This window comes from Leisingera sp. (assembly GCF_982940295.1).
The window spans coordinates 52288-73400 of sequence record NZ_CEYXRG010000003.1; the positions used below are offsets into that span (position 1 = coordinate 52288).

The 21113-nt window shown below is 63.9% G+C and carries 15 protein-coding genes and 1 tRNA gene; 6 read left to right on the forward strand and 10 right to left on the reverse strand.

Annotation, left to right across the window (positions count from 1 at the left end):
* The 5 genes from AC4HIX_RS03550 (at position 1) to AC4HIX_RS03570 (ending at position 7357) form a co-directional block, all read left to right on the forward strand.
* Entirely contained in the window at positions 1 to 945 is a 945-nt protein-coding gene (locus tag AC4HIX_RS03550) for a site-specific tyrosine recombinase XerD (protein ID WP_490397913.1), read from the forward strand.
* A gap of 62 nt (positions 946 to 1007) precedes the next feature.
* Complete coding sequence (locus tag AC4HIX_RS03555) at positions 1008 to 2318, forward strand: HlyC/CorC family transporter (RefSeq protein ID WP_490397914.1); 1311 nt, start codon at positions 1008 to 1010, stop codon at positions 2316 to 2318.
* A 37-nt stretch (positions 2319 to 2355) separates the two neighbouring features.
* Positions 2356 to 3990 (forward strand): MFS transporter, encoded by a 1635-nt coding sequence (locus tag AC4HIX_RS03560; protein WP_490397915.1) that lies wholly within the window; start codon positions 2356 to 2358, stop codon positions 3988 to 3990.
* Between the two features lie 108 nt (positions 3991 to 4098).
* On the forward strand, positions 4099 to 6516 hold the full coding sequence (locus AC4HIX_RS03565; protein ID WP_490397916.1) for a GcvT family protein: 2418 nt from the start codon (positions 4099 to 4101) through the stop codon (positions 6514 to 6516).
* 259 nt (positions 6517 to 6775) lie between these two features.
* On the forward strand, positions 6776 to 7357 hold the full coding sequence (locus tag AC4HIX_RS03570) for a nucleotidyltransferase family protein (RefSeq protein ID WP_490397917.1): 582 nt from the start codon (positions 6776 to 6778) through the stop codon (positions 7355 to 7357).
* A gap of 94 nt (positions 7358 to 7451) precedes the next feature.
* Here the strand turns inward: AC4HIX_RS03570 and AC4HIX_RS03575 are convergent, their stop codons facing one another.
* Positions 7452 to 9680, reverse strand: coding sequence for a Hint domain-containing protein (locus AC4HIX_RS03575; protein WP_490398093.1), 2229 nt, complete (start codon positions 9678 to 9680; stop codon positions 7452 to 7454).
* Positions 9681 to 10531: 851 nt separating this feature from the next.
* Here AC4HIX_RS03575 and AC4HIX_RS03580 point away from each other — a divergent pair.
* Positions 10532 to 10729, forward strand: a complete 198-nt coding sequence (locus tag AC4HIX_RS03580) for a hypothetical protein (protein WP_475052437.1) — start codon at positions 10532 to 10534, stop codon at positions 10727 to 10729.
* An 87-nt stretch (positions 10730 to 10816) separates the two neighbouring features.
* Here the strand turns inward: AC4HIX_RS03580 and AC4HIX_RS03585 are convergent.
* The 9 genes from AC4HIX_RS03585 to AC4HIX_RS03625 form a co-directional block, all read right to left on the reverse strand.
* Positions 10817 to 10906: transfer RNA gene (locus AC4HIX_RS03585), tRNA-Ser, on the reverse strand.
* Positions 10907 to 10986: 80 nt separating this feature from the next.
* Positions 10987 to 11712: an alanyl-tRNA editing protein gene (locus AC4HIX_RS03590; protein WP_490397918.1), complete on the reverse strand. Its 726-nt coding sequence runs from the start codon at positions 11710 to 11712 to the stop codon at positions 10987 to 10989.
* A complete protein-coding gene (locus tag AC4HIX_RS03595) occupies positions 11699 to 14191 on the reverse strand; it encodes a DUF3772 domain-containing protein (RefSeq protein WP_490397919.1) in 2493 nt (830 codons plus the stop codon). The genes AC4HIX_RS03590 and AC4HIX_RS03595 overlap by 14 nt, the downstream gene beginning before the upstream one ends.
* Positions 14188 to 15222 (reverse strand): cysteine synthase A, encoded by a 1035-nt coding sequence (locus AC4HIX_RS03600; RefSeq protein WP_490397920.1) that lies wholly within the window; start codon positions 15220 to 15222, stop codon positions 14188 to 14190. Before AC4HIX_RS03600 ends, AC4HIX_RS03595 begins: the two co-directional genes overlap by 4 nt.
* A 68-nt stretch (positions 15223 to 15290) precedes the next feature.
* Complete coding sequence (locus tag AC4HIX_RS03605; RefSeq protein ID WP_490397921.1) at positions 15291 to 16415, reverse strand: NUDIX domain-containing protein; 1125 nt, start codon at positions 16413 to 16415, stop codon at positions 15291 to 15293.
* Positions 16416 to 16445: 30 nt separating this feature from the next.
* Positions 16446 to 16886 (reverse strand): TrgA family protein, encoded by a 441-nt coding sequence (locus AC4HIX_RS03610; protein WP_475052448.1) that lies wholly within the window; start codon positions 16884 to 16886, stop codon positions 16446 to 16448.
* 29 nt (positions 16887 to 16915) lie between these two features.
* Positions 16916 to 18121: a class I SAM-dependent methyltransferase gene (locus AC4HIX_RS03615; protein ID WP_490397922.1), complete on the reverse strand. Its 1206-nt coding sequence runs from the start codon at positions 18119 to 18121 to the stop codon at positions 16916 to 16918.
* Between the two features lie 81 nt (positions 18122 to 18202).
* A complete protein-coding gene (locus tag AC4HIX_RS03620) occupies positions 18203 to 19627 on the reverse strand; it encodes a cryptochrome/photolyase family protein (RefSeq protein ID WP_490397923.1) in 1425 nt (474 codons plus the stop codon).
* Between the two features lie 24 nt (positions 19628 to 19651).
* Entirely contained in the window at positions 19652 to 20875 is a 1224-nt protein-coding gene (locus AC4HIX_RS03625) for an aminotransferase class V-fold PLP-dependent enzyme (RefSeq protein WP_490397924.1), read from the reverse strand.
* Between the last annotated feature and the right edge of the window lie 238 nt (positions 20876 to 21113).

Here is a 21113-nt window from a genome sequence, read left to right on the forward strand (position 1 = left end):
ATGGCAGCTCCTTCCGCGAACTTCCAATGGATCTCTACCTTCCTCGATGCCCAGGCAGCAGAGACCGGCGCGTCGCAGAACACGCTCCTGGCCTATGGCCGCGACCTCAAGGACCTGACCGCCTGGCTGGAGCACCGCTCCCTGGATTTCCTCACCGCCTCCCAGGACGATATCGAGGCGTACCTGATCAATTGCGACGCCCAAGGGCTGGCGCGCTCCACCCGGGCCCGGCGGCTGTCGGCGGTCAAGCAGATCTACCGCTTCGCCTTTGAGGAAGGCTGGCGCGAAGACAATCCCGCGATCCAGATCCGGGGACCGGGCCGCGAGAAACGTCTGCCCAAAACGCTCGAGGTGATCGAGGTCGACCGCCTGCTGGACGCGGCCCGCCAGACCGGCCGCAGCAAGGCCGACCGGCTGCGCAACACCTGCCTGATGGAGCTGCTCTATGCCACAGGCATGCGGGTGACCGAGCTGGTGTCGCTGCCGGTCTCCGCTGCCCGCGGCGACCCGCGGATGCTGCTGATCATGGGTAAGGGCGGCAAGGAGCGCATGGTGCCGCTGTCGCCGCCCGCGCGCGAGGCGCTGGCAGTCTGGCTGCAAGTCCGTGACGAGGCAGAGGCCGCGCGCGAAGCAAAGGGCAACCCGGCCTCCCGCTTCCTGTTCCCGTCGCGCGGCAAATCCGGCCACCTGACCCGGCACCGCTTCTACCTGCTGATCAAGGAACTGGCAGTGACCGGCGGCGTCTCACCGGACAAGGTCACCCCCCACACGCTGCGCCATGCGTTCGCCACCCACCTGCTGGCCAATGGCGCCGACCTGCGCGCGATACAGGCGCTTCTGGGGCACGCCGACATTGCCACCACCGAGATTTACACACACGTATTGGACGCCCGGCTGCAAGAACTGGTGCTGGAGCATCACCCGCTGGCACAGGATCAGGCCTGACGCTTGAAGCGGCGCGGGCCAGACCCCATAACTGTGCAGACATTCTCAACAACGGACTCCAAATGGACCCCGCCACTACTGTTTTTGACAGCGATTTCTGGATCACCGCCGGCTCGATTGCACTGTTGCTTGTGTGCTCCGGCTTCTTCTCCGGCTCCGAGACCGCGCTGACCGCCGCCTCCCGCGGCAAGCTGCGCAGCCAGGCCGACAAGGGCTCTGCGGGGGCCAGGCGCGCGCTTGTGATCACCGAGGACAACGAGCGGCTGATTGGCTCGGTCCTGCTCGGCAACAACGTCGTCAACATCCTCGCGGCCTCGCTCGCCACCGCTCTCTTCACCCGTCTCTTCGGCGAAGGCGGTGTTGCGATGGCGACACTGGTGATGACCCTTCTGGTACTGGTCTTTGCCGAAGTTCTGCCCAAGACCTACGCCATTTCCAACGCTGAAAAGGCCGCCTCGGCCGTCTCGGCGCCGATCGCTGTCATCGTCAAGGTGCTGTCGCCGGTGGTTGGCGCGGTGCGGCTCTTCGTGCGCGGTGTGCTGCGCATCTTCGGCGTGCAGATCGACCCGGACAGCCACATCATGGCGGTGCGCGAGGAGATTGCCGGCGCCCTGCACCTGGGCCATTCCGAAGGCGTCGTCGAAAAAGAGGACCGCGACCGCATCCTGGGCGCGCTGGACCTGTCCGACCGCTTTGTCGAGGAAATCATGCTGCACCGCTCCAACATCGAGATGATCGACGCGGATGCGGAACCCGAAACCATTCTGGAGCAATGCCTGCAAAGCCAGCACACCCGCCTGCCGGTGTTCCGCGGCGAGCAGGAGAACATTATCGGCGTGGTTCACGCCAAGGATCTGTTCCGCACGATGTACACCGAGGCCGGCGGTGCCGAGGGCGATAGCGAACGGCTCAAATCCTTCGACATCACCAAGGTCGCCAAGGCCCCCTATTTCGTGCCCGAAACCACCACCCTGGACGAACAGATGCGCCAGTTCCTGCGGATGCGCTCGCATTTTGCCCTGGTGGTGGACGAATACGGCGCCCTGCAGGGGCTGATCACGCTGGAGGATATCCTGGAAGAGATCGTTGGCGAAATCACCGACGAATTCGACCCGGACGAGGAAAGCATCGTCAAGAAAACGACCGAAGGCTCCTATCTGGTCGACGGTGCCGCCACCATCCGCGACGTGAACCGGGCCACCGAATGGAACCTGCCGGACGACGAAGCCAACACCATCGCGGGCCTGGTGATCCACGAGGCGCAGATGATCCCCACCAAGGGCCAGGTGTTCTCCTTCCACGGCTTCCGCTTTGAGGTGACCGAACGGGAAGGCAACCGGGTCACGGGGCTCAAGATCCGGCCCCTGTTGTGAGCCCAGCTATGCGGCTTGTGATGAGGCAGGTGCAGTCATGACGCGCGCGGCGGTGCTGGCCTGGAACGGGTTCGACCGGGTCGTGCTGGAGCTGTTCCGGCAGCTCCGCTGGTCCTTCCTGCCGCCGCTCCTGATCTATTTCGCCTATGGCGCACAGGGCATTACCACCGTCGCCGCCTCGTTTTTTGTCAAAGAATACCTGGACTTGTCCGCCGCTTTTCTGGCGGGGCTGGCATTCTGGGTCGGCTTGCCCTGGGCGCTGAAGATGCCGCTGGGCCATTTGGTCGACTTGATCTGGCGCTGGAAATACCTGCTGATCCTTGCAGGCGCGGGGCTGATGGCCGGCAGCTATGGTATCCTGGCCGCCATCGTTTTGGAGCCGGCGATGATGGGCGCGGTGATGCCGCTCAATGCCTGGTACGTCACCGCCGCGCTGCTCGCACCTTGCGGGTTCGTGCTGCAGGACGTGGTGGCTGATGCCATGTCGGTGGAGGCCGTGCCGCACACCGACGCGCAGGGCAATCCCTTGCCCGAATCTGAAACCAAGTCCCTGCACACCACCATGCAGACCTTCGGCCGCATCGCGCTGATCGGCGGCTCCAGCGCCGCCGCGGCCCTGAACGTCGCGCTGTTCGACGGCGCCGATGCCCTGCCGCAGCCGGAGAAAGGCGCGCTTTACGGCTTTGTCTTCACCCTTGCGCTGCTGATCCCGGTGATCTCGCTATCCGGCGTAGCGCTGGCGATCTGGCAAAAATGGCGCAAGGCTGCCCAGCTGCGCCGGGCTGGTGTCGCGGAGAACGAGATCCGCAGCCGCATCGAACTCCCGCGCGAGCCGGTCGCCCCGAACCATTGGTATTTCATCGGCGGCGGCGCCTTTGTCGCGCTCTCCCTCGCCGTGGGTCTGGGCGACGTGCCCTATTCGCAGGAAATCGTCTTTGCCGGCTCCATGGCCATCGTCCTGTTCCTGATGCGCCAGCTGGTCGCCGTGCTGCCCATGGATCAGGCCCGCGCCCTGATCGGCACCGCCATCATCATCTTTGTCTACCGCGCCACCCCTCTGCGCGGCCCCGGCGCGACCTGGTTCGAGATCGACGTCTTAGGGTTTGACCAGCAGTTCCTGTCCGTTCTATCTCTCATCACCTCGCTGCTGACGCTGGCGGGTATGCTGATTTTCCGCCCGATGATGGCCAGCCGCCCGATCGCTTGGATCGTTGCCTTCCTGGCGATAACCGAGGCGGTCCTCAGCCTGCCCAACATCGCGCTCTACTACGGCGCCCACCACTGGACCGCTGCGATGACCGGCGGCGTGGTGGATGCCCGCTTCATCGCAATCGTCGACACCGCCGTGGAATCGCCGCTGGGCCAGGTCGCGATGATCCCGATGCTCGCCTGGATCGCCCGCAACGCGCCTTCGGGGCTCAAGGCGACCTTCTTTGCCGTCATGGCCTCCTTCACCAATCTGGCCCTCTCAGCCTCCAGCCTGGGCACCAAATACCTGAACGAGATCTTTGTGGTCACGCGCAAGGTCACAGATTCGGCAGGCAACATCACCACCCCGGCGGATTACTCCCAGCTTGGCATGTTGCTGATCACGGTTGGCGTCATTCTCCTGGCAGCCCCGCTGACGGCGATTTTCATCATCCAGAACAGCCGCTTCCGCACCTCTGAATAACCCTGAGCAGCGCAGACGGCCTGGAAGCGGCATACCGTGCCGTTTTTCTTCTGGACTACTGTTCACTTCTGTACAGAATGCGGGAAACACCTATTCAGGGAGGCCCATATGAAAACCACCACCCGCGTGGCAGTGATCGGCGGCGGCGTCGTCGGCTGCTCTGTCCTCTACCACCTGACCAAGCTCGGCTGGTCCGACGTCATGCTGATCGAACGCTCGGAGCTCACCTCCGGCTCCACCTGGCACGCGGCGGGCGGTTTTCATACGCTCAACGGCGACACCAACATGGCGGCGCTGCAGGGCTACACCATCAAGCTCTATAAAGAGCTGGAAGAGATCACCGGCATGTCCTGCGGCCTCCACCACGTCGGCGGCGTCACCCTGGCCGAGACCCAAGAACGCTTCGACATGCTGAAGGCGGAGCGCGCCAAGCACCGCTTCATGGGGCTGGAGACCGAAATCGTCTCCCCCGAAGAAATCAAGAAAATCGCCCCGGTCACCAACGTGGACGGAATCATCGGCGGGTTGTATGACCCGCTCGACGGCCACCTCGACCCCTCCGGCACCACCCACGCCTACGCCAAGGCCGCGCGCATGGGCGGTGCCACGATCGAAACCCACTGCAAGGTGATCGAGACCAACCAGCGCCCTGACGGCACCTGGGATGTGGTGACGAACAAGGGCACCATCCACGCGGAACACGTCGTCAACGCAGGCGGCCTCTGGGCGCGCGAGGTCGGCGCCATGGCCGGTGCCTATTTCCCGCTGCACCCGATGGAACACCAGTATATCGTCACCGACGAGGTGCCGATGATCGCCGAAATCATCGACGGCGGCGGCGAGCATCCGCATGTGATGGACCCGGCCGGCGAAAGCTACCTGCGGCAAGAGGGCCGCGGCCTCTGCATCGGCTTCTACGAACAGCCCTGCAAACCCTGGGCGGTGGATGGCACCCCCTGGGACTTCGGCCACGAGCTGCTGCCTGATGACTTCGACAAGATCGAGGATTCCATCGCCTTTGCCTACAAACGCTTCCCGGCGCTGGAGGCCGCAGGCGTCAAATCCGTAATCCACGGCCCCTTCACCTTTGCCCCCGACGGCAACCCGCTGGTCGGCCCGGTGCCCGGCATGCGCAACTACTGGTCCGCCTGCGCCGTGATGGCCGGCTTCTCCCAGGGCGGCGGCGTCGGCCTGATGCTGGCCCAGTGGATGGTCGAGGGCGAATGCGAGCGCGACACCTTCGCGATGGACTGCGCCCGCTTTGGCGACTGGATCACCCCGGGCTACACCCGCCCGAAAGTCATTGAAAACTATCAGAAACGCTTCTCCATCGCCTACCCGAACGAGGAGCTGCCCGCGGCCCGCCCGTTCCGCACCACCCCGATGTACGACATCTTTGACGGCATGGGCGCCGTCTGGGGCGCGCAATACGGCATGGAGGTCCCGAACTACTTCGCCGAAGGGGACGAGCCGCGGTATGAGACCCCGTCCTTCCGCCGTTCCAACGCCTTTGACGCCACCGCGCGCGAGGTCAAAGCCGTGCGCGAAAACGTCGGCATTAACGAGGTCCACAACTTCGGCAAGTACCTGGTCAAAGGCACCGGCGCCCGCGCTTGGCTCGACCGCATCATGGCCGGCCGGGTGCCGCAGCCGGGCCGCCTGTCGCTGACCCCGATGCTGTCGCCCAAGGGCCGCCTGATCGGCGATTTCACTATCTCCTGCCTCTCGGAAGAAGAATTCCAGCTCACCGCTTCCTATGGCTCGCAGGCATACCACATGCGCTGGTTCCTGCAGAACCTGAACGAAGGTGTGTCCCTCGAAAACATCTCCGACACCCGCAACGGCTTCCAGATCGCAGGCCCCAAGGCCCGCGAAGTCCTGCAAGCCTGCACCCGTCAGGACATCTCGGACATGCGCTTCATGGATGTGCGCCGCCTGACCGTGGGCATGGCCGACTGCATCGTGCAGCGTGTCAGCTACACCGGCGATCTGGGGTATGAGATCTATTGCGACCTGCCCAGCCAGCGGGCCCTGTGGGACGTGCTCTGGACCGCAGGCCAGCCGCACGGCATGAAGCCCTTCGGCATGCGGGCGATGATGTCGCTGCGCCTGGACAAATTTTTCGGCTCCTGGCTGCGGGAGTTTTCGCCCGACTACACCGCCGCAGAGACCGGACTGGACCGCTTCATCTCCTTCAAGAAGGAGGCGGATTTCATCGGCCGCGCCGCAGCTGAGGCCGAACGTGAGGCAGGCCCCGCCCGGCAGCTCTGCGCCTTTGAAGTCGAAGCAGACGATGCTGATGTGGTCGCCTATGAGCCGATCTGGCTCGACGGCGCGGTCGTGGGCTTCTGCACCTCAGGCGGCTATTCGCACCACGCGCAGAAATCCATTGCGCTGGGGTTTGTCCCCACGGGGACAGCCAGAGAAAACCTGGAAGTGGAAATCGAAATCCTCGGCAAGATGCACAAGGCCCGCCTCATCACCCAGCCGCTGTTTGACGCCGACGGCGCCCGGATGCGCGGCTGAGACTGAAAAACACGGGGTTCAGGTCAGTGTACCTGACCTGAACCCGCCCCGTTGCCACGGGAGAGAACGCTGACGCCGCGGCACTTGCGCAACACAAACGTCAGCACCGTTACCCGAATGTTTCGCGCGCGAAACATTCGGTCATCTCTTATGACCTTTCCCGGACCTCATATTTTCTGGCCCCCGCTCTTCATCTTTGCAAAAATACTCCCGCCGGAGGCATCCGCCATTGCGGCCAGGAACCAAGGACCGGAATCGCATGACCGCCATCGCCATTCTCCTGCTCGCCGCCGGTGCATCCTCGCGGATGCAGGGCCGTGACAAGCTGATGGAGGACGTGGTCGGCCAGCCTCTCCTGTCCCTGGTCTGCCGCCGCGCCGCACTGACCGGACTGCCGGTCTTTGTGACAGTGCCCGGCACGGCTCATCCCCGCGCAGCTGCCATTGGCACAGCAACACCCGTTCCAGTCCCGGACGCGGACGAAGGCATGGCCGCCTCGATCCGCCGCGGGGTCGCGGCGCTGCCCAAGGGGTGCGGCGGCGTGATGATCCTGCCCGCCGACATGCCGGAGGTGGAGACCCAGGACATGCTGCACCTTGCTGCGCATTTCCACGGAGCTGAAAGCCCCATCGTTCGCGCCTCAGCCGAGGACGGAACCCCGGGCCATCCGGTGCTGTTTCCCAGCCGCTGCTTCGCGGCCTTGCAGGCACTCAGCGGCGATCAAGGGGCCCGCAGCCTGCTGAAACAGGAAACCGTGCAGATGGTTGCCCTGCCCGGCCGTCACGCGCTTAGCGACCTGGACACGCCTGAAGACTGGGCCGCCTGGCGCCGCCGCCGCTGACCCGCGCCGCTGAATCAGAGAAGGCAGGGCACAAGGCCCTGCCTTCCTGCGCTTCGCTCTTATCTGCCATTCCCCCAAACGGCAGCCGCATCTCTCAATGCACAAGCAAATGCGCCTCGTGTTTGCGCAGTGACCGGCGCGCCGCGGTATAGGCCGCGCGGCCTTGTTCCGATTTCAATTCCGGAAACAGCTCAAACAGCTCGTTGCGCTGGGCATTGTCCAAACCGCGCAGGGAGTGGTCGCCGGGCTGGAAGCTTTCGGTCCAGGCACCGTCCGACAGCACAACCTCATGCTGGTCGAACATGAAGTGAATGTAGGTGACCTTGGACACCTCCACCCGATCGACACCAGCCAGCCCGGTCAGATGCTTGGCAGCCACCAGAACCTCGCGGTCCTCGAAGTACAGCGCGGTCTTGTCGTTGGCGACCAGCACCCGGTGATTGGGGCTGACCATCATGTCGCGCTCCGGCAGGCCGTTGCCCAAGGCGCCTTTGCGGATCAGCACCGGCTGCAGATGCGAAGCGGAGGCCAGATCGGCTCCCTCCAGCGTGCGCGCCGCGATCCAGCGGATTTCCTGGATGCCATTGTCGCGGGTGATCACCCGGTCGCCGGCTTGCAGGTCCTCGACCAGGCGCTCGCCCTGCGGGGTGGCGATCAGCGTGCCCGGCGTGAAGCAGGGAATGATCTGCTCGATCTCGCCAAAGGTCATCGAGCCGGTCACGGCTCCGTCGCCGTCCAGGAAGTTGACGGTGCCGGAGATGCTGTTGCCATCCGCATCCTCGGTGACGCCGGTCAGCTCAAACGGGCCGGAGCCGGTCAGGTCCAGCGTGTCGAAGTCATCACCGCCTGAGCCGCCATCCACAACGTCGCCGGCGGTGCCGCCGAGGAAGGTGTCGCGGCCATCACCGCCCGACAGGGTGTCCGCCCCGTGGCCGCCGGTGATCAGATCATTGCCGGCACCGCCATCGACGAGGTCGTCGTCGATGCCTGCGTCGATCGTATCGTCTCCGGTGCCGCCATGGATTTCGTCATCGTCATCCTGGCCATAGATCAGGTCATTGCCGGAACCGCCGTAGATGGTGTCCATACCGTTGGTGGGGTCCGGATCCGCCGGGCGGCCGTCGCTGCCGTCATCGGTGATGTTCAGCCCGTCCGGGAATGCCGGGTTCAGGCCGCCGAAGATGGTGTCATCGCCGCTGCCGCCGAGGATAGAGTCCGAACCCTCGCTGCCGGTGATCACATCCGCATCCGCGCCGCCGTCGATGGTGTCGTCGTCGATGCCGCCGTCGATCACATCCATGCCGGTGCCGCCGTCGATCAGATCGGCATCGTCGCCCGTCGAGATGGTGTCATTGCCGGCCCCGCCCAGCACCGTATCCATGTCGTCGGACGGGTCCGCATCCGCCGGAATAAAGGGGATGTCCGGGTCGGTGCCGGTGTAGCCCGGAAAACCGCGGTCCGGCAGCGGCACACCGCTGTCCTTGGAGGTGTCGATCACATCGTCACCGCTGCCGCCGTCCACCGAGTCCGCACCGTCGCCGCCGTCGATTGTGTCGTTGCCGCCGCCGCCCAGGATGGTGTCGTCGCCCTCGCCGCCAGTCAGCGAGTCATCTCCCGGAACCACCGGATCCCGCGGATCGGAGGAATAGTCGTAATGGGTGTTGTCAAAGGTGGTGCCCGAGGTGCCCAGATCGACAGTCAGCGTGATGTCGTCGAAATCCCGGTCGCCAAGGCCGGGCAGATCTTCAAAGCCGATCTGCACGGACCCGTCCGGGTTCTGGCCAAAGCCCTGGGTATGGACCAGCCCATCGGGGTTCAACCCGGCATTGCTGCCGTAACCCGAGGAATAGTATGTGCCCTTGGCGTTGGAGATGCCAACACCGACAATGGCGCCTTCGGGTGCGTCGTAGGTGAAACTGCGGCCAATGTTGCCATTGGCGTTATCTGTCAGGACCACCACATTGCTGATCTCGCCGGTGTCCGGGTCGATGGTGTAGGCGAACAGCTGATTTACGATCCCCGCGGTGGAGCCGTCGATCGTGATGGTGACCGAGTCCGGGACGCCGGACACACCGTCGCCGAGGATCAGATCGTCACCGCTGCCGCCGTCAACCGTGTCGTCGCCTGCGCCTGCATAGATGCTGTCATTACCGGCGCCGCCGAGAATGACATCATCATCCGGACCTGCCGCCGGGTCGATGGCATCGGCGTTGTCGACCATGTCGCCTTCCGGATCGCCGGTATAGGCGGCGTCAATCCGGTCGTCGCCTGACGTGCCCTCTACGATCCCGTCCAGTGCCGGATTCGGCTGTTCGTCACTCATTGTCATTACCCTTTCCTCACCGGTCAGGCGAAAAACCCCATCTGCCGGGTCCGCCGGACAGCCGCACAGCCATGCGGCCTGCCGCAGTCAAAACACCAGCCCACGCGGATTGGGAGCCAGAACGCGAACGCCCTGGTTTGCGCGCCTGAACAGCGCGCAATCGGTAAGCATCAGCTTTCTGATCAGTGGTGTGCCCGTGAAAAACGGCACCGGGACTTGTTTAAATCTTCAGCAGTCCACCACAGTCCAGCAGCTCGCAGAACTCGCCCCCCCAAATGGGCTAATCCATGCATACTTTAGGCACCCCTGCCCTCAAAGCCAAAAAATTGCCTAAAATTCCTCACATTACGGATATCCGCCGGGCAGCAGCGGCCGGTTCATAGACTGCCCGAGCCCGCATTGTTTCCACTTCAGAAAATTAAACGCGCTGCAACTTGTCGAAATATGCCAAATTTAGCATTCAACTGCCGGATTAGCCCAGATTTGTTTCCATATTCGAAACACCCGCGAAGGATCAGGTCACGCCTTTGTTCCGCCGTGTTTGTCCGGCACGGCTGCGGCAAAGGGGCTGGATTTGGTTTCAATTCCCGGAAATTTCTGAGTTTGTTTCCACAGGGCGGCAGCCCGGCCCGTCCGCGCATTCGAATCAAAGCCCGGGCCGGGCAGCCGAAGCGGCCCATCCCGAAAGCAAAATCCGCTGAAGACTTTATACAAACCCGCGATACCTGGGTGCCGCAGACCCGGTGCCCGCCCCGGCTGCTCCAGCCAATACGCGGCCCGGCCTGAAATCAATCAGCCCGCTCCATAGAAAACGGGCTATACTCAGCCTCATCAACAGACAGGAGATCACAATGCTGTACCCCCTCGCCTCGCTTGAAACTGAGAAGCTCAACGCGATCCGGGCTCTGGAAAAGGATATCGGAAGCCCTGTTGTGGCGCTGGCCGAGGTTGAGGCGGATAGTGCTTCGCTGCCGGAAGACCAGCTGAAGAAACTGCAGGAACTGGAAGAGGAACTGGGTGTCGTTCTTGTGGCCGTCCGGCCGAACTGATCCTGCCCGCAAACGGGTCACGCCGGCTGTCCAACCGGACGACTGGCACCGGCACCAGCCTGTTATCCAAACCTATTTGCGGGGTTATGGCGGAGAGACAGGGATTCGAACCCTGGAGACGGTTTCCCGCCTACACACTTTCCAGGCGTGCGCCTTCGACCACTCGGCCACCTCTCCGTTGAGGGGGCTTTTGAAGGATTGGAGGGGGAATTGCAAGAGCCGAAATGGCAAAAAATGCACCTTCCCCCCAATCTTTTTCAGACCTCCAAATGCAGGTAGACGTGGCGGTTCTGCTTGCCCTTTTTTTCCACCTTGCCGAGGCGGATTTTCCCGATCTCGCCGGTGCGTTTGACGTGGGTGCCGCCGCAGGGCTGGAGATCAATCTGCTCATCTGCGGTGCCGATGCGCACCAGCCGCACCTGACCTGCGCCGCGCGGCGGTGAGACCGACATGTTTTTTACAAGCTGCGGATTGGCGTCGAGTTCGGCGTCGGTGATCCAGTCCTCACTCACCTCCAGATCGCGGTCGATCAGCGCCTGCAGCTGGTCCTGCAGCGCCTGCTTGTCTTCCGGAGCCTCTGGCATGTTGAAATCGAGCCGGCCCTTGGCTTCGCTGATCGACCCGCCGGTGACCTCCAGCGGGATCACCACAGACAAGAGATGCAGCGCCGTGTGCACCCGCATGTGGCCGTAGCGGCGGTCCCAGTCGAGCACCTGGGTCACTGTGGTGCCCGCGGGAGGCAGGGCGGAGCCGTCCTGTGGCACAAGCACCACCGCGGCCTCATCCCCTTTGACCGTGGTGGCGATGGTGCACTGCCCTTCGGCCCACAACAGTTTGCCGCTGTCGCCGGGCTGGCCTCCGCCGGTGGCATAGAACAGCGTGCGGTCCAGGATGATGCCGCCCTGCTCCGTATGGGCCAGGACCTCGGCCTCGGTCATGCGGGCATAGGCATCCTTGCGGAACAGCAGGTCACTTGTCGGCATCTGAATCTCCATCTCCGTCTCCATCGGCATCCTCGCCGGGGTCTTGTTGCAGATCGTCCAGATCCGGCTTCGGCGGAGCCTTGACGGAAGCAGCCGCGGGGGCGGAGGCCGGGGTGCTTGCCGGCTCCTCTGCGCCAGGGGCTGCCGTGGCCTGGGCCAGCGCCTCCGGGTTGCGGATCCAGATGTCGCGCTGCATGAAGGGGATCTCGATCCCTTCTTCCTGGAACCGTTTGGCGATTTCGTAGTTCATGTCGGATTTCACCGACAGCACCCAGTTCACGTCGCGCAGGATGGCGCGTATCTCGAAATCGAGGGAATCGGCGCCGAAGCCCTGGAACACCACCGAGGGCGCGGGGTTCAGCAGCACCATCGGATGGCCCTTGGCGATCTCGGCCAGGATCGCCTCTACCTTGCGCGGGTCGGTGCCATAGGCGACGCCCACCGGCACGATCACCCGGCCCACGGTGTTGCCGCGGGTGTAGTTGGTGACGGTGCCGGAAATCAGGTCGGAGTTCGGCACGATCACATCGGTGCGGTCGAAGGTCTCAATCCGGGTCGAGCGCACCGAGATGTCGCGGACATAGCCCATCAGCCCGCCGACCTCGATCCAGTCGCCCTTGGAGACCGGGCGTTCGATCAGCAGGATGATGCCGGAGACGAAGTTGGACACGATCGTCTGCAGGCCGAAACCGATGCCGACCGACAGCGCACCGGCGACGATGGCGAGCGATGAGAGGTCGAGTCCCGCCATAGAGATTGCAACCACCGCCGCCAGGAAGATGCCGACGTAGCCAAGCCCCGAGGTGATCGCGTTCTGGCCGCCCGGATCGATCTTGGTTTTGGGCAGCAGCGAGTTGCGCAAGCTCCCCTGCACCAGACGCGTCAGCGCATAGCCAACGGCAAAAACCAGGGCAAAGGTCAGAAAGGCCGTGGGTGAAATCCGGGTGCCGCCGATCTGAAAGCCTTCCAGGAACCGCGACCACAGCTCTGTCAGGTCGGCCACCCGCGCGCCCCAGATCAGCGCCAGCAGCGGCAGTGCCAGGGTGACCAGCAGGAAACCGATGATCACGGCAAACAGCGAATCCCGTGCCTCTGACCCTTTGCCGGACAGCCAGCCGTAGACGTCGCCCAGGAAGCGCTGCAGCACCAAGAGGGCGGCCAGCAGCGCCAAGGTGGAAACCGCCGGATAGATCAGCGCCTCAGCCGCGTTCACGTAGCCAAAGGCCGCCAGCACCGGCGACACAAAGCCCAGCAGATAGACGGCGCGGCGCACCAGCGTCATCACCCGGTTCGCACCGGCTGCGATGGCGCCATCGTCATCGGCTTCGTCTTCGCTCTGCTGCTGGCGGCGTTTGGCGCCGATCCGGTGCAGGCGCAGCAGCACCAGGGCCGCGGCCATAATCAGCGGGAAGCTGGCGACCGCATGGGCCTCTGCCGGGATGCTGTCGATGTTCTCCATCAGGGTCAGCGCATCCTGCAGAACCAGGATCACCGCCAGGATATCGACCATCAGCCGGGTTTCATTGAGGCGCCCCTCCTGCACCGGCACCAGATCGTTTTCGATCCGGCCGGAGAACAGCTGGTTGCCCAGCCAGTGAAAAGAGAGGATCAGCAGCGCCCAGCCCGGCAGATAGTCCAGCAGCACAGAGCCGCGGAACCCGAGGATGCCGGACAGGTCCACCGCCGCCACCAGCAAGAGGATGCCGATAAACGGCAGGATCACCTCAAGCAGCGAGACGACAAAGCCCCAGACGCCGCGGCCGCTGCTGCCGAACTGGCGCAGGTAGTCGCCTGCTGCATGGGCCCAGGGCCGGCCGCGCAGCAGCAGCAGCGCGGAAGTCGCCAGCAGCAGAATCAAGGCGGGCAAGCTGTTCTGCACCCGCTCGGCAGTGGTGGCGCTGCCGATGCGCGAGGCGGTTTCATTCAGCAGTGAGCCGGCAGACCGCGACAGAGTGCGCCACGCACCGGGCCAGTTTTCAGGATTGAGCGGCGACGGCCCGCGCTCCAGCAGCTTGCGGGTGCGGCGTTCGCGGATGATCTTGTCGATTTCGGCGATAAGGCCGTTGGCGCGGCTGAAGGCTTCCTCCGCCACAATACGCGGAACCTTGAGATCCTTCAGCTGCTGTTCCAGCGAACTGCGCAGCTGTGCGATGTCTTCGGGCTCGCTCTCGCCCTCTGCGGGCGGCTCGCCCAGGGCGGCAAGCTGGCCTTCCAGCGTCTGGAGGCGGTCGCCGTTTTCGGTGCGCGCGTCCAGGAAGTTCTGGCGGTAGCGCGCCAGCTCCTGGCGCAGGGTCTCCAGCGCGGCGCTGGAGGCCCGCCTGGCGTCGATCACGTCTTCCGCACGGTTCGCGGTCTTGAGCCAGTCCTGGTAAACAGCCCGGGATTCAGCATTCAGCTGCGCCAGGGCAGGCATAGCGAGGCCGGCCACAAGGGCCAGCCCCAGCAAAACAGTCCGCAACGCGGTTATGAAAGGTGTCATACGTCCTCAAAAACGCCGGGGATCGACGCAGGCGTATGGGTCATCCAATCCGGCACCGGCAGGTCTTTCTCCCGCAGGAAATCCGGATTGAACAGCTTGGACTGGTAGCGGGTGCCATAGTCGCACAGAACGGTGACGATGGTTTTGCCCGGGCCCATGTCCTTGGCCATACGCACAGCGCCTGCAATGTTAATGCCAGAGGAGCCGCCCAGCACCAGGCCTTCCTCATGCAGCAGGTCAAAGACATACGGCAGCGCCTCGCCATCCGGCACCTGATAGCTGTAATCAGGCGTGAAGCCTTCCAGGTTCTTGGTGATCCGGCCCTGGCCGATGCCCTCAGTGATCGAACTGCCCTCAGAGGCCAGCTCGCCAGTTGTGTAATAGGAATAAAGCGCAGCCCCCAGCGGATCGGCCAGTCCGATCTTCACGCCCTTGGGCTGCAGCGCTTCGGCCACGCCTGCCAGGGTGCCGCCAGAGCCCACGGCGCAGACAAAGCCATCGACCTTGCCGCCGGTCTGCTCCCAGATTTCCGGGCCGGTGGTTTCCACGTGGGCCTGCCGGTTGGCGACATTGTCGAACTGGTTGGCCCAGATCGCGCCATTCGGCTCCGTCTGAGCCAGTTTTTCCGCGAGGCGCTGGGAATAGCGCACGTAGTTGTTGGGGTTTTTGTAGGGCGCCGCAGGCACCTGGACCAGCTGGGCGCCCGCCAGGCGCAGCATGTCCTTCTTTTCTTCGGACTGGGTTTCCGGGATCACGATCACTGTCTTGAAACCCATCGACGCGCCCACCAGGGCCAGGCCGATGCCGGTGTTGCCGGCGGTGCCTTCAACAATGGTCCCGCCGGGCTTGAGCTGGCCGCGGGCCACCGCATCCTTGATGATATAGAGCGCCGCGCGGTCCTTGACCGACTGGCCCGGGTTCATGAATTCAGCCTTGCCCAGGATCTCGCAGCCGGTCTCTTCGCTGACGCGGTTCAGGCGGATAAGAGGTGTGTGGCCGATGGCATCAGCCAGATCACGTGCAATGCGCATGGTATCCCTTTCGATCTGTTCCCCAAGATGTAACCAAGCGTCCCGGCGTTCACAAGGCGGGAAGCGGCTCAGGAGAATGCGTTGCGCAGCCGGGTGCGGTGGCGTGCCAGCCACAGCGCGGCGGTCACCAGCGGCATGTCCTGATAGATCTGGCCGTCCACCCCCAGCATCAGTTCTTCATAGCTCAGGATCTTGCTGCGGATGTCCTCGCCCTCGCCTGCCACTCCGCCGCCGCCATTGACATCAGAAAGGTCCGTTATGCCAATGAAAACATGTATCAATTCTGCCAGTGCCCCGCTGGAGGGATAGACCTGGGCCACCGGCTCCAGCCGTTGAACCGTGACGCCCGCCTCCTCCTGAGCCTCGCGGATGGCGGTCTGTTCCGGCGTTTCGCCCGGGTCGATCACGCCCGCCACCGGCTCCCACATCCAGGGGTGCGCTTCGCCCATCATGAAGGGGGGTGCGCGGAATTGCTCCACAAGCAGGACCTGATCGCGGACCGGGTCATAGGGAAGCACCACCGCCGCATGGCCCGCCATCGAGGCACAGCGGTGCACCACCGGACTCATGCTGCCGTCGTAGCGGCGGAACTGCAGCTCCATCTCTTCCATCGCAAAGAAGTTCAGATGAGCGCGGGTGTGGCTGTGGACGATCACGTCCTTGGACAGGTCATGTTCCGGATCGCCCGGGCGCGCCTGGGCTGCCAGCCAGGCAGCGGCGCGGCGGCGGACAGTGGGGAAGCAGCGGGCCACCTCCTCAGCGGTCATACGGCCGTGGTAGGCCATCACCTCTTCGGCGGCGCGCAAGGACAGCGCGCCCCACTCCTGCACCCAGGCCGCCAGGTCCCAGGGCTCCGCCGTCTGCCACAGACCGGGTTCGGGGAAATAGACCTCTGCCGGGGCCGTGCGGCCATTCTCCAGCTGCACGGTGACCGGTTTCAGCGAGTAGCCAAAGCCGCCCTCGTAAAAGTTGAGTGCGTCCTGATCGGCGGGCGAAAGGTCCTGCACCAGAACGCCGTTGGCGGTGGCATCCGCACGCTCCTCGATCGCCGGAAACGGCTGCCCTGCGACCTGGTAGACCCCGTGCCCGGGCAATTTCGCAGCCTGCGCGTTCAGCGCTGCGCCGCTGCGGCCGAGTACCAGTTCGAGCAAAGGAAGATGGCGCAGCGTGCCAAAGAAGAAGAGATTAGCCACGGTCGGTAACCTGTTGTTAATGAATTATTATCAGCGCCAGCGGCGGGAAGCGTTTTCGGTCGCAAGCCCCGCCAGCACTCCGCCCACGGCCAGGGGCACCAGCACGGATGGCACAGCGATAACAAAGAAATAATCCAGCGCAATGACAAAGATCGCCGACAGCGCCTCAAACGGGCCGTCGTAGCGGTGGCGCATGGCGAGGCGGAACATCTCCCAGGCGCCCTGGATGAACAGCGCCCACAGGACCATCACCGCCATGCCGGTGATGCCGTTATTGACAGCCGGGACCAGGCCGCGGCCTGCCCGGCTGCCCATAAAAATCCAGCCGCAGAGCAGGCCCAGCACCACATTCACATGCACGAAATAGCCGAAATCTGTGCCCTCCGGCATCAGCGGCATAACCAGGAAGGACACGAAAAACGCCACCAGGCCCAGGCAAATTGCGGCGGTCAGTCGGGCTCCGGTGGGCATATGCGGTCAGGTTCCGTGCGGCAGTTCAGTCAGCGATGAGCAACTGTAATCTGCGTCACGTCGCAATTTCCAGTCTTAAAGGCGGCCGCGCAGGAAGTGAGGTAAAAGTTCCACATCTTGTGGAACCGCTCGTCAAAGCCCATGCCGGAAATCTGGTCCCAGCGGGTGTTGAAGGTATCGTGCCAGCGGCGCAGGGTCTGGTTGTAGCTGTCGCCGAACTCGATCGAGCGCACGACGCCGAGGCCCGCCTTCTCCACCTGCTCGCGCAGCACCTTCGGTGACGGCAGCATACCGCCCGGGAAGATGTGCTTTTGGATGAAATCAACCCCCTTGCGGTAGACCTCCCAGCGGCGGTCGGCGACGGTGATGATCTGCAAGGTGGCCTGGCCGCCGGGCTTCAGCCGGTCGCGGATGGTGCTGAAATAGGCGGGCCAGTATTTCTCGCCAACTGCCTCGAACATTTCGATCGAGGCGATGCCGTCGAACTGGCCACGGCAGTCGCGGTAATCCTGCAACCGCAGCTCAACCCGGTCGGAAAGCCCAGCCCTTTCAAGTCTTTCGCGGGCAAACTTCAACTGTTCCTCACTGATTGTCAGCCCCGTGACCCGCAGCCCGCGCTGGCCGGCAGCATATTCGGCAAAGCCGCCCCAGCCGCAGCCGATCTCCAACACGTGGTCGCCGGGCTTCACGCCCATCTGGTCCACCATCGAGGCGTATTTGGCGGTCTGCGCCTTTTCCAGGCTGTCCTGACCGCTTTGGAAAAGGGCGCTGGAGTAGGTCATCGTGTCGTCCAGCCACAGGCCATAGAAGTCATTGCCCAGGTCGTAGTGATAGGAGATGTTCTTTTTCGCCTGGCGGCGGTGGTTGCGGTGGAGCCAGAAGCGGAACCGTTCATAAGCGCGCGCCAGGCCGCTGCCCGGGAAGCCGTCATAAACAGTGTTGGCCCCCATATGGACCAGATCCATGAAGGCTTGCAGATCCGAGGTGCTCCACCATCCTTCCAGGTAGGCGTCTGAAAAGCCCAGATCGCCTTCGCGGATCAGCCGGGCAAAGCAGTCCGGGTTGTGGATGTGCAGATCAGCCACTGGGCCAGGGTTGCGCCCTTTTGCGGAGAATACGCGGCCGTCCGGCAAGTGGATATCCAGCTGCCCGACTTCCATTGCCTTTATCCTGGCAAACACCGCTGCAAAGTAGCGCGGCAGGTTTTCCTGTCCCTCAGCGGACGTGAACTTCATACGCTTCCCCCTGTACGAAATACGGAAGTGCTACAGGGAAAAGCTAGGCCGCAGAGGGCTTTCTGGCAAGAAAACTGTGCGTTAGCGGTTTTCACGGACTTCGTGATAGGCCGTGAGCGCGCGTTCCCGGCCGGCCTGCAGGATGACAACAGGCTCCGCGCGGGCACCGTCAGGCGCGAGGCGCCAGGACAGCGGCGTGGCGTCGAAAAAGTCCAGTGCGGTTTGCGGCGGCTGTCCCTGGCCTTCGGCAATCCAGCGGCGGGTGTAGGTGCCGTCGGGGTCGAATTTCTCCAGCTGCCCCGACGGATTGAAGACGCGGAAAAAGGGGGATGCATCGGGACCGGAGCCTGCAACCCATTGCCAGCCCATGGCATTGGACGCCGGGTCCCAGTCCACCAAAGTATCCGCAAACCAGTCCATGCCGATTTTCCAGTGCGCCATCAGATGCTTGGTGAGAAAACTTGCGGCGATCATCCGGGCCCGGTTGTGCATCTTGCCGGTGACGTACAGCTCCCGCATGGCAGCATCGACAAAGCCGTAACCTGTCTGCCCGCGCCGCCAGGCCTGCACCTGCGGGGTGATGTCCTGCGACCAGGGGAAGGCCTGCCATTCCTCGCGCCAGCTGTCCGTCAGGATGTGCGGCGAGTTGTACATCAGGTGATAGGCAAACTCGCGCCAGACGATCTCTTTCAGGAAGTGTTCAGCCCCCTGGCTGCCGCGTTCCAGCGCTGCGCGGCCCTGGCGCCACATGCGGTGCGGGCTGATCTCGCCCCAAGCGAGGTTTTCCGACAGGCCGGAGGTGGCGTCCTCGCCCGGGAAATCGCGGCGGGCCTTATAGGCGTCCACCTTGTCTTCCAGGAACGCGTCCAGCCGGTCCTGTGCTGCCGCTTCTCCCACCCGGCAGTAACGGGCCACCACATCCGCGCCGCGGCGCATTGCGGCGCCCATCTGCCAATCGGCCAAATCCTCACTGGCGGGCCAGATGTCCGGTGCCTGCAGTTTTGCTGGCGCGGGCCGCAGGCTGTCCGCATCACGGCCCCGCACCGCCTTCCAGAACGGGGTGTAGACCTTGAACATGCCGCCGGCCTTGGTCTCTGCCGTCCAGGGTTCGAACAGCAGCCGGCCCCCGTGGGATCTGACCTCGACGCCCTGCTCCTTGAGCTGCTGCTTGATTTCGCTGTCCCGGGCGATGGCCTGCGGGTCGTAGAGACGGGACCAGTGCACGGCCCCTGCACCGGTTTCTTCGATCAGATCCCGCAACACCTCCAGCGCCTTGCCGCGGCGCAGGATCAGGCGGGAGCCTGCCTTGGCCAGTTGCCGTCCGAAGTGCTCCAGCCCCAGGCCGAGACGGAATTTGGGGGCGGCGCCCAGCGTCTCATCCTGATCGTCCAGGATGTAGACAGGAAGGACAGGGGCGCCGCTGTTCACGGCAGCCGTCAGGGACGGGTTGTCACACAGGCGGAGATCACGCCTGATCCACCAAATCACCGGGGGACGGCTGCTCATGTCGATTTCCTTGTCCAGTTCGCGTTACAGCACCCGGTCCAGCGCCTCGATCAGCTTGGCGACCTCGGCTTCGGACGTGTAGTGGGTGAAACTGATACGCAGCACGCCTTGGGCTGGATCAATGCCCATCCCCTCCAGCGCGCGGACGGCGTAGAAATCGCCGCCGCCGGCCATGATGCCAAATTCTGCCAGCTGGGCGGCCACCGGTTCCGCGGCACGGTTCAGTGCCAGGGCAACCGTCGGCGCGCGGTTTTCGGCAGTGGACGGCCCCAGCAGGCGGACATCATTGCGGTCCTTCACAGCGTTCAGCAGCGGCTGCAGCAGCTTCACCTCATGCGCGCGCATCAGGTCGTGGACAAAGGCGCCGGTTTCCGCAGCGGTGCCCGCGTGGCCATGATGGGACGCCAGCGCCTCAGCGTAATCCGCCATACCGGCAGAGGCCGCCACCTGGGCGTGGTCCGGGCCTGCCGGGGTGAAGCGTTTGTAGAGGCTACCGGCGTTGAAGTAATGTGCCTGGTTCGGCAGCAGCTCGCCCAGCGCCTTGCGGATGACCATGATGCCCTGATGCGGCCCATAAGTTTTGTAGGCGGAGAACAGGTAGATATCGGCGCCGAGGTCATCCACATTGGGCAGCCCGTGCGGCGCGTAGGAGACGCCGTCAACACAGACAAAGGCGCCTGCGGCGTGGGCCATCGCAGTGATCTCTGCCACCGGGTTGATCTCCCCCACCACGTTGGAGCAATGCGGGAAGCAGACCAGGCGGACGTTTTCGTCCAGCAGGGTTTCCAGCTGCGCCAGGTCCAGATGGCCGGTCTGCGGGTCGATCTGCCACTCGCGGACCTCAATCCCCTCCTCTGCCAGCCGCCGCCAGGGGCCGCTGTTGGCCTCGTGGTCCTGGTTGGTGACGATGATGGCCTCGCCCGGTTTCATGAACTTCCTGAACGCCTGAGCCAGCACATAGGTGTTCTGGGTGGTCGAGGGGCCAAAGCTCAGCTCCTCTGCGGCAACGCCCATCAGGGCAGCCAGGCGGGCGCGGGCCTCGTCCATCTCCTCGCCTGCCAGGCGCGAGGCCTCATAGGGCGCGTAGGGCTGCACCTTGCGCTGGGTGTAAAACCGGGTGAGCCGGTCAATCACCTGGCGGCAGGTGTAAGAGCCGCCCGCGTTTTCAAAAAACGCCTGGCCCTGAAGGCTGGGTTCGGCAAAGGCCGGAAACTGGGCCCGGACGAAATCAATATCCAAAGCAGTCATTGCAAATCTCTCCTCAATCGCTGCGGTCCGATGGGAAGGCCGGCACATGCCAGGGATCTCCCCGAACATGGCAGGTCTTCCAGCCGAGCCGCGCTCCCGCACAAGGATTGAGGGATCGCAGGCAGCCCTGCAAGCCGGAATTCCCGGCTCAGGACGCAAGCGTGATAGCGTCCCGGCGCCGCGGCGGTCAAGCCCGCAGGCTGATGCCAGAAACTGGCAACAGGGCATGAGACCTTGC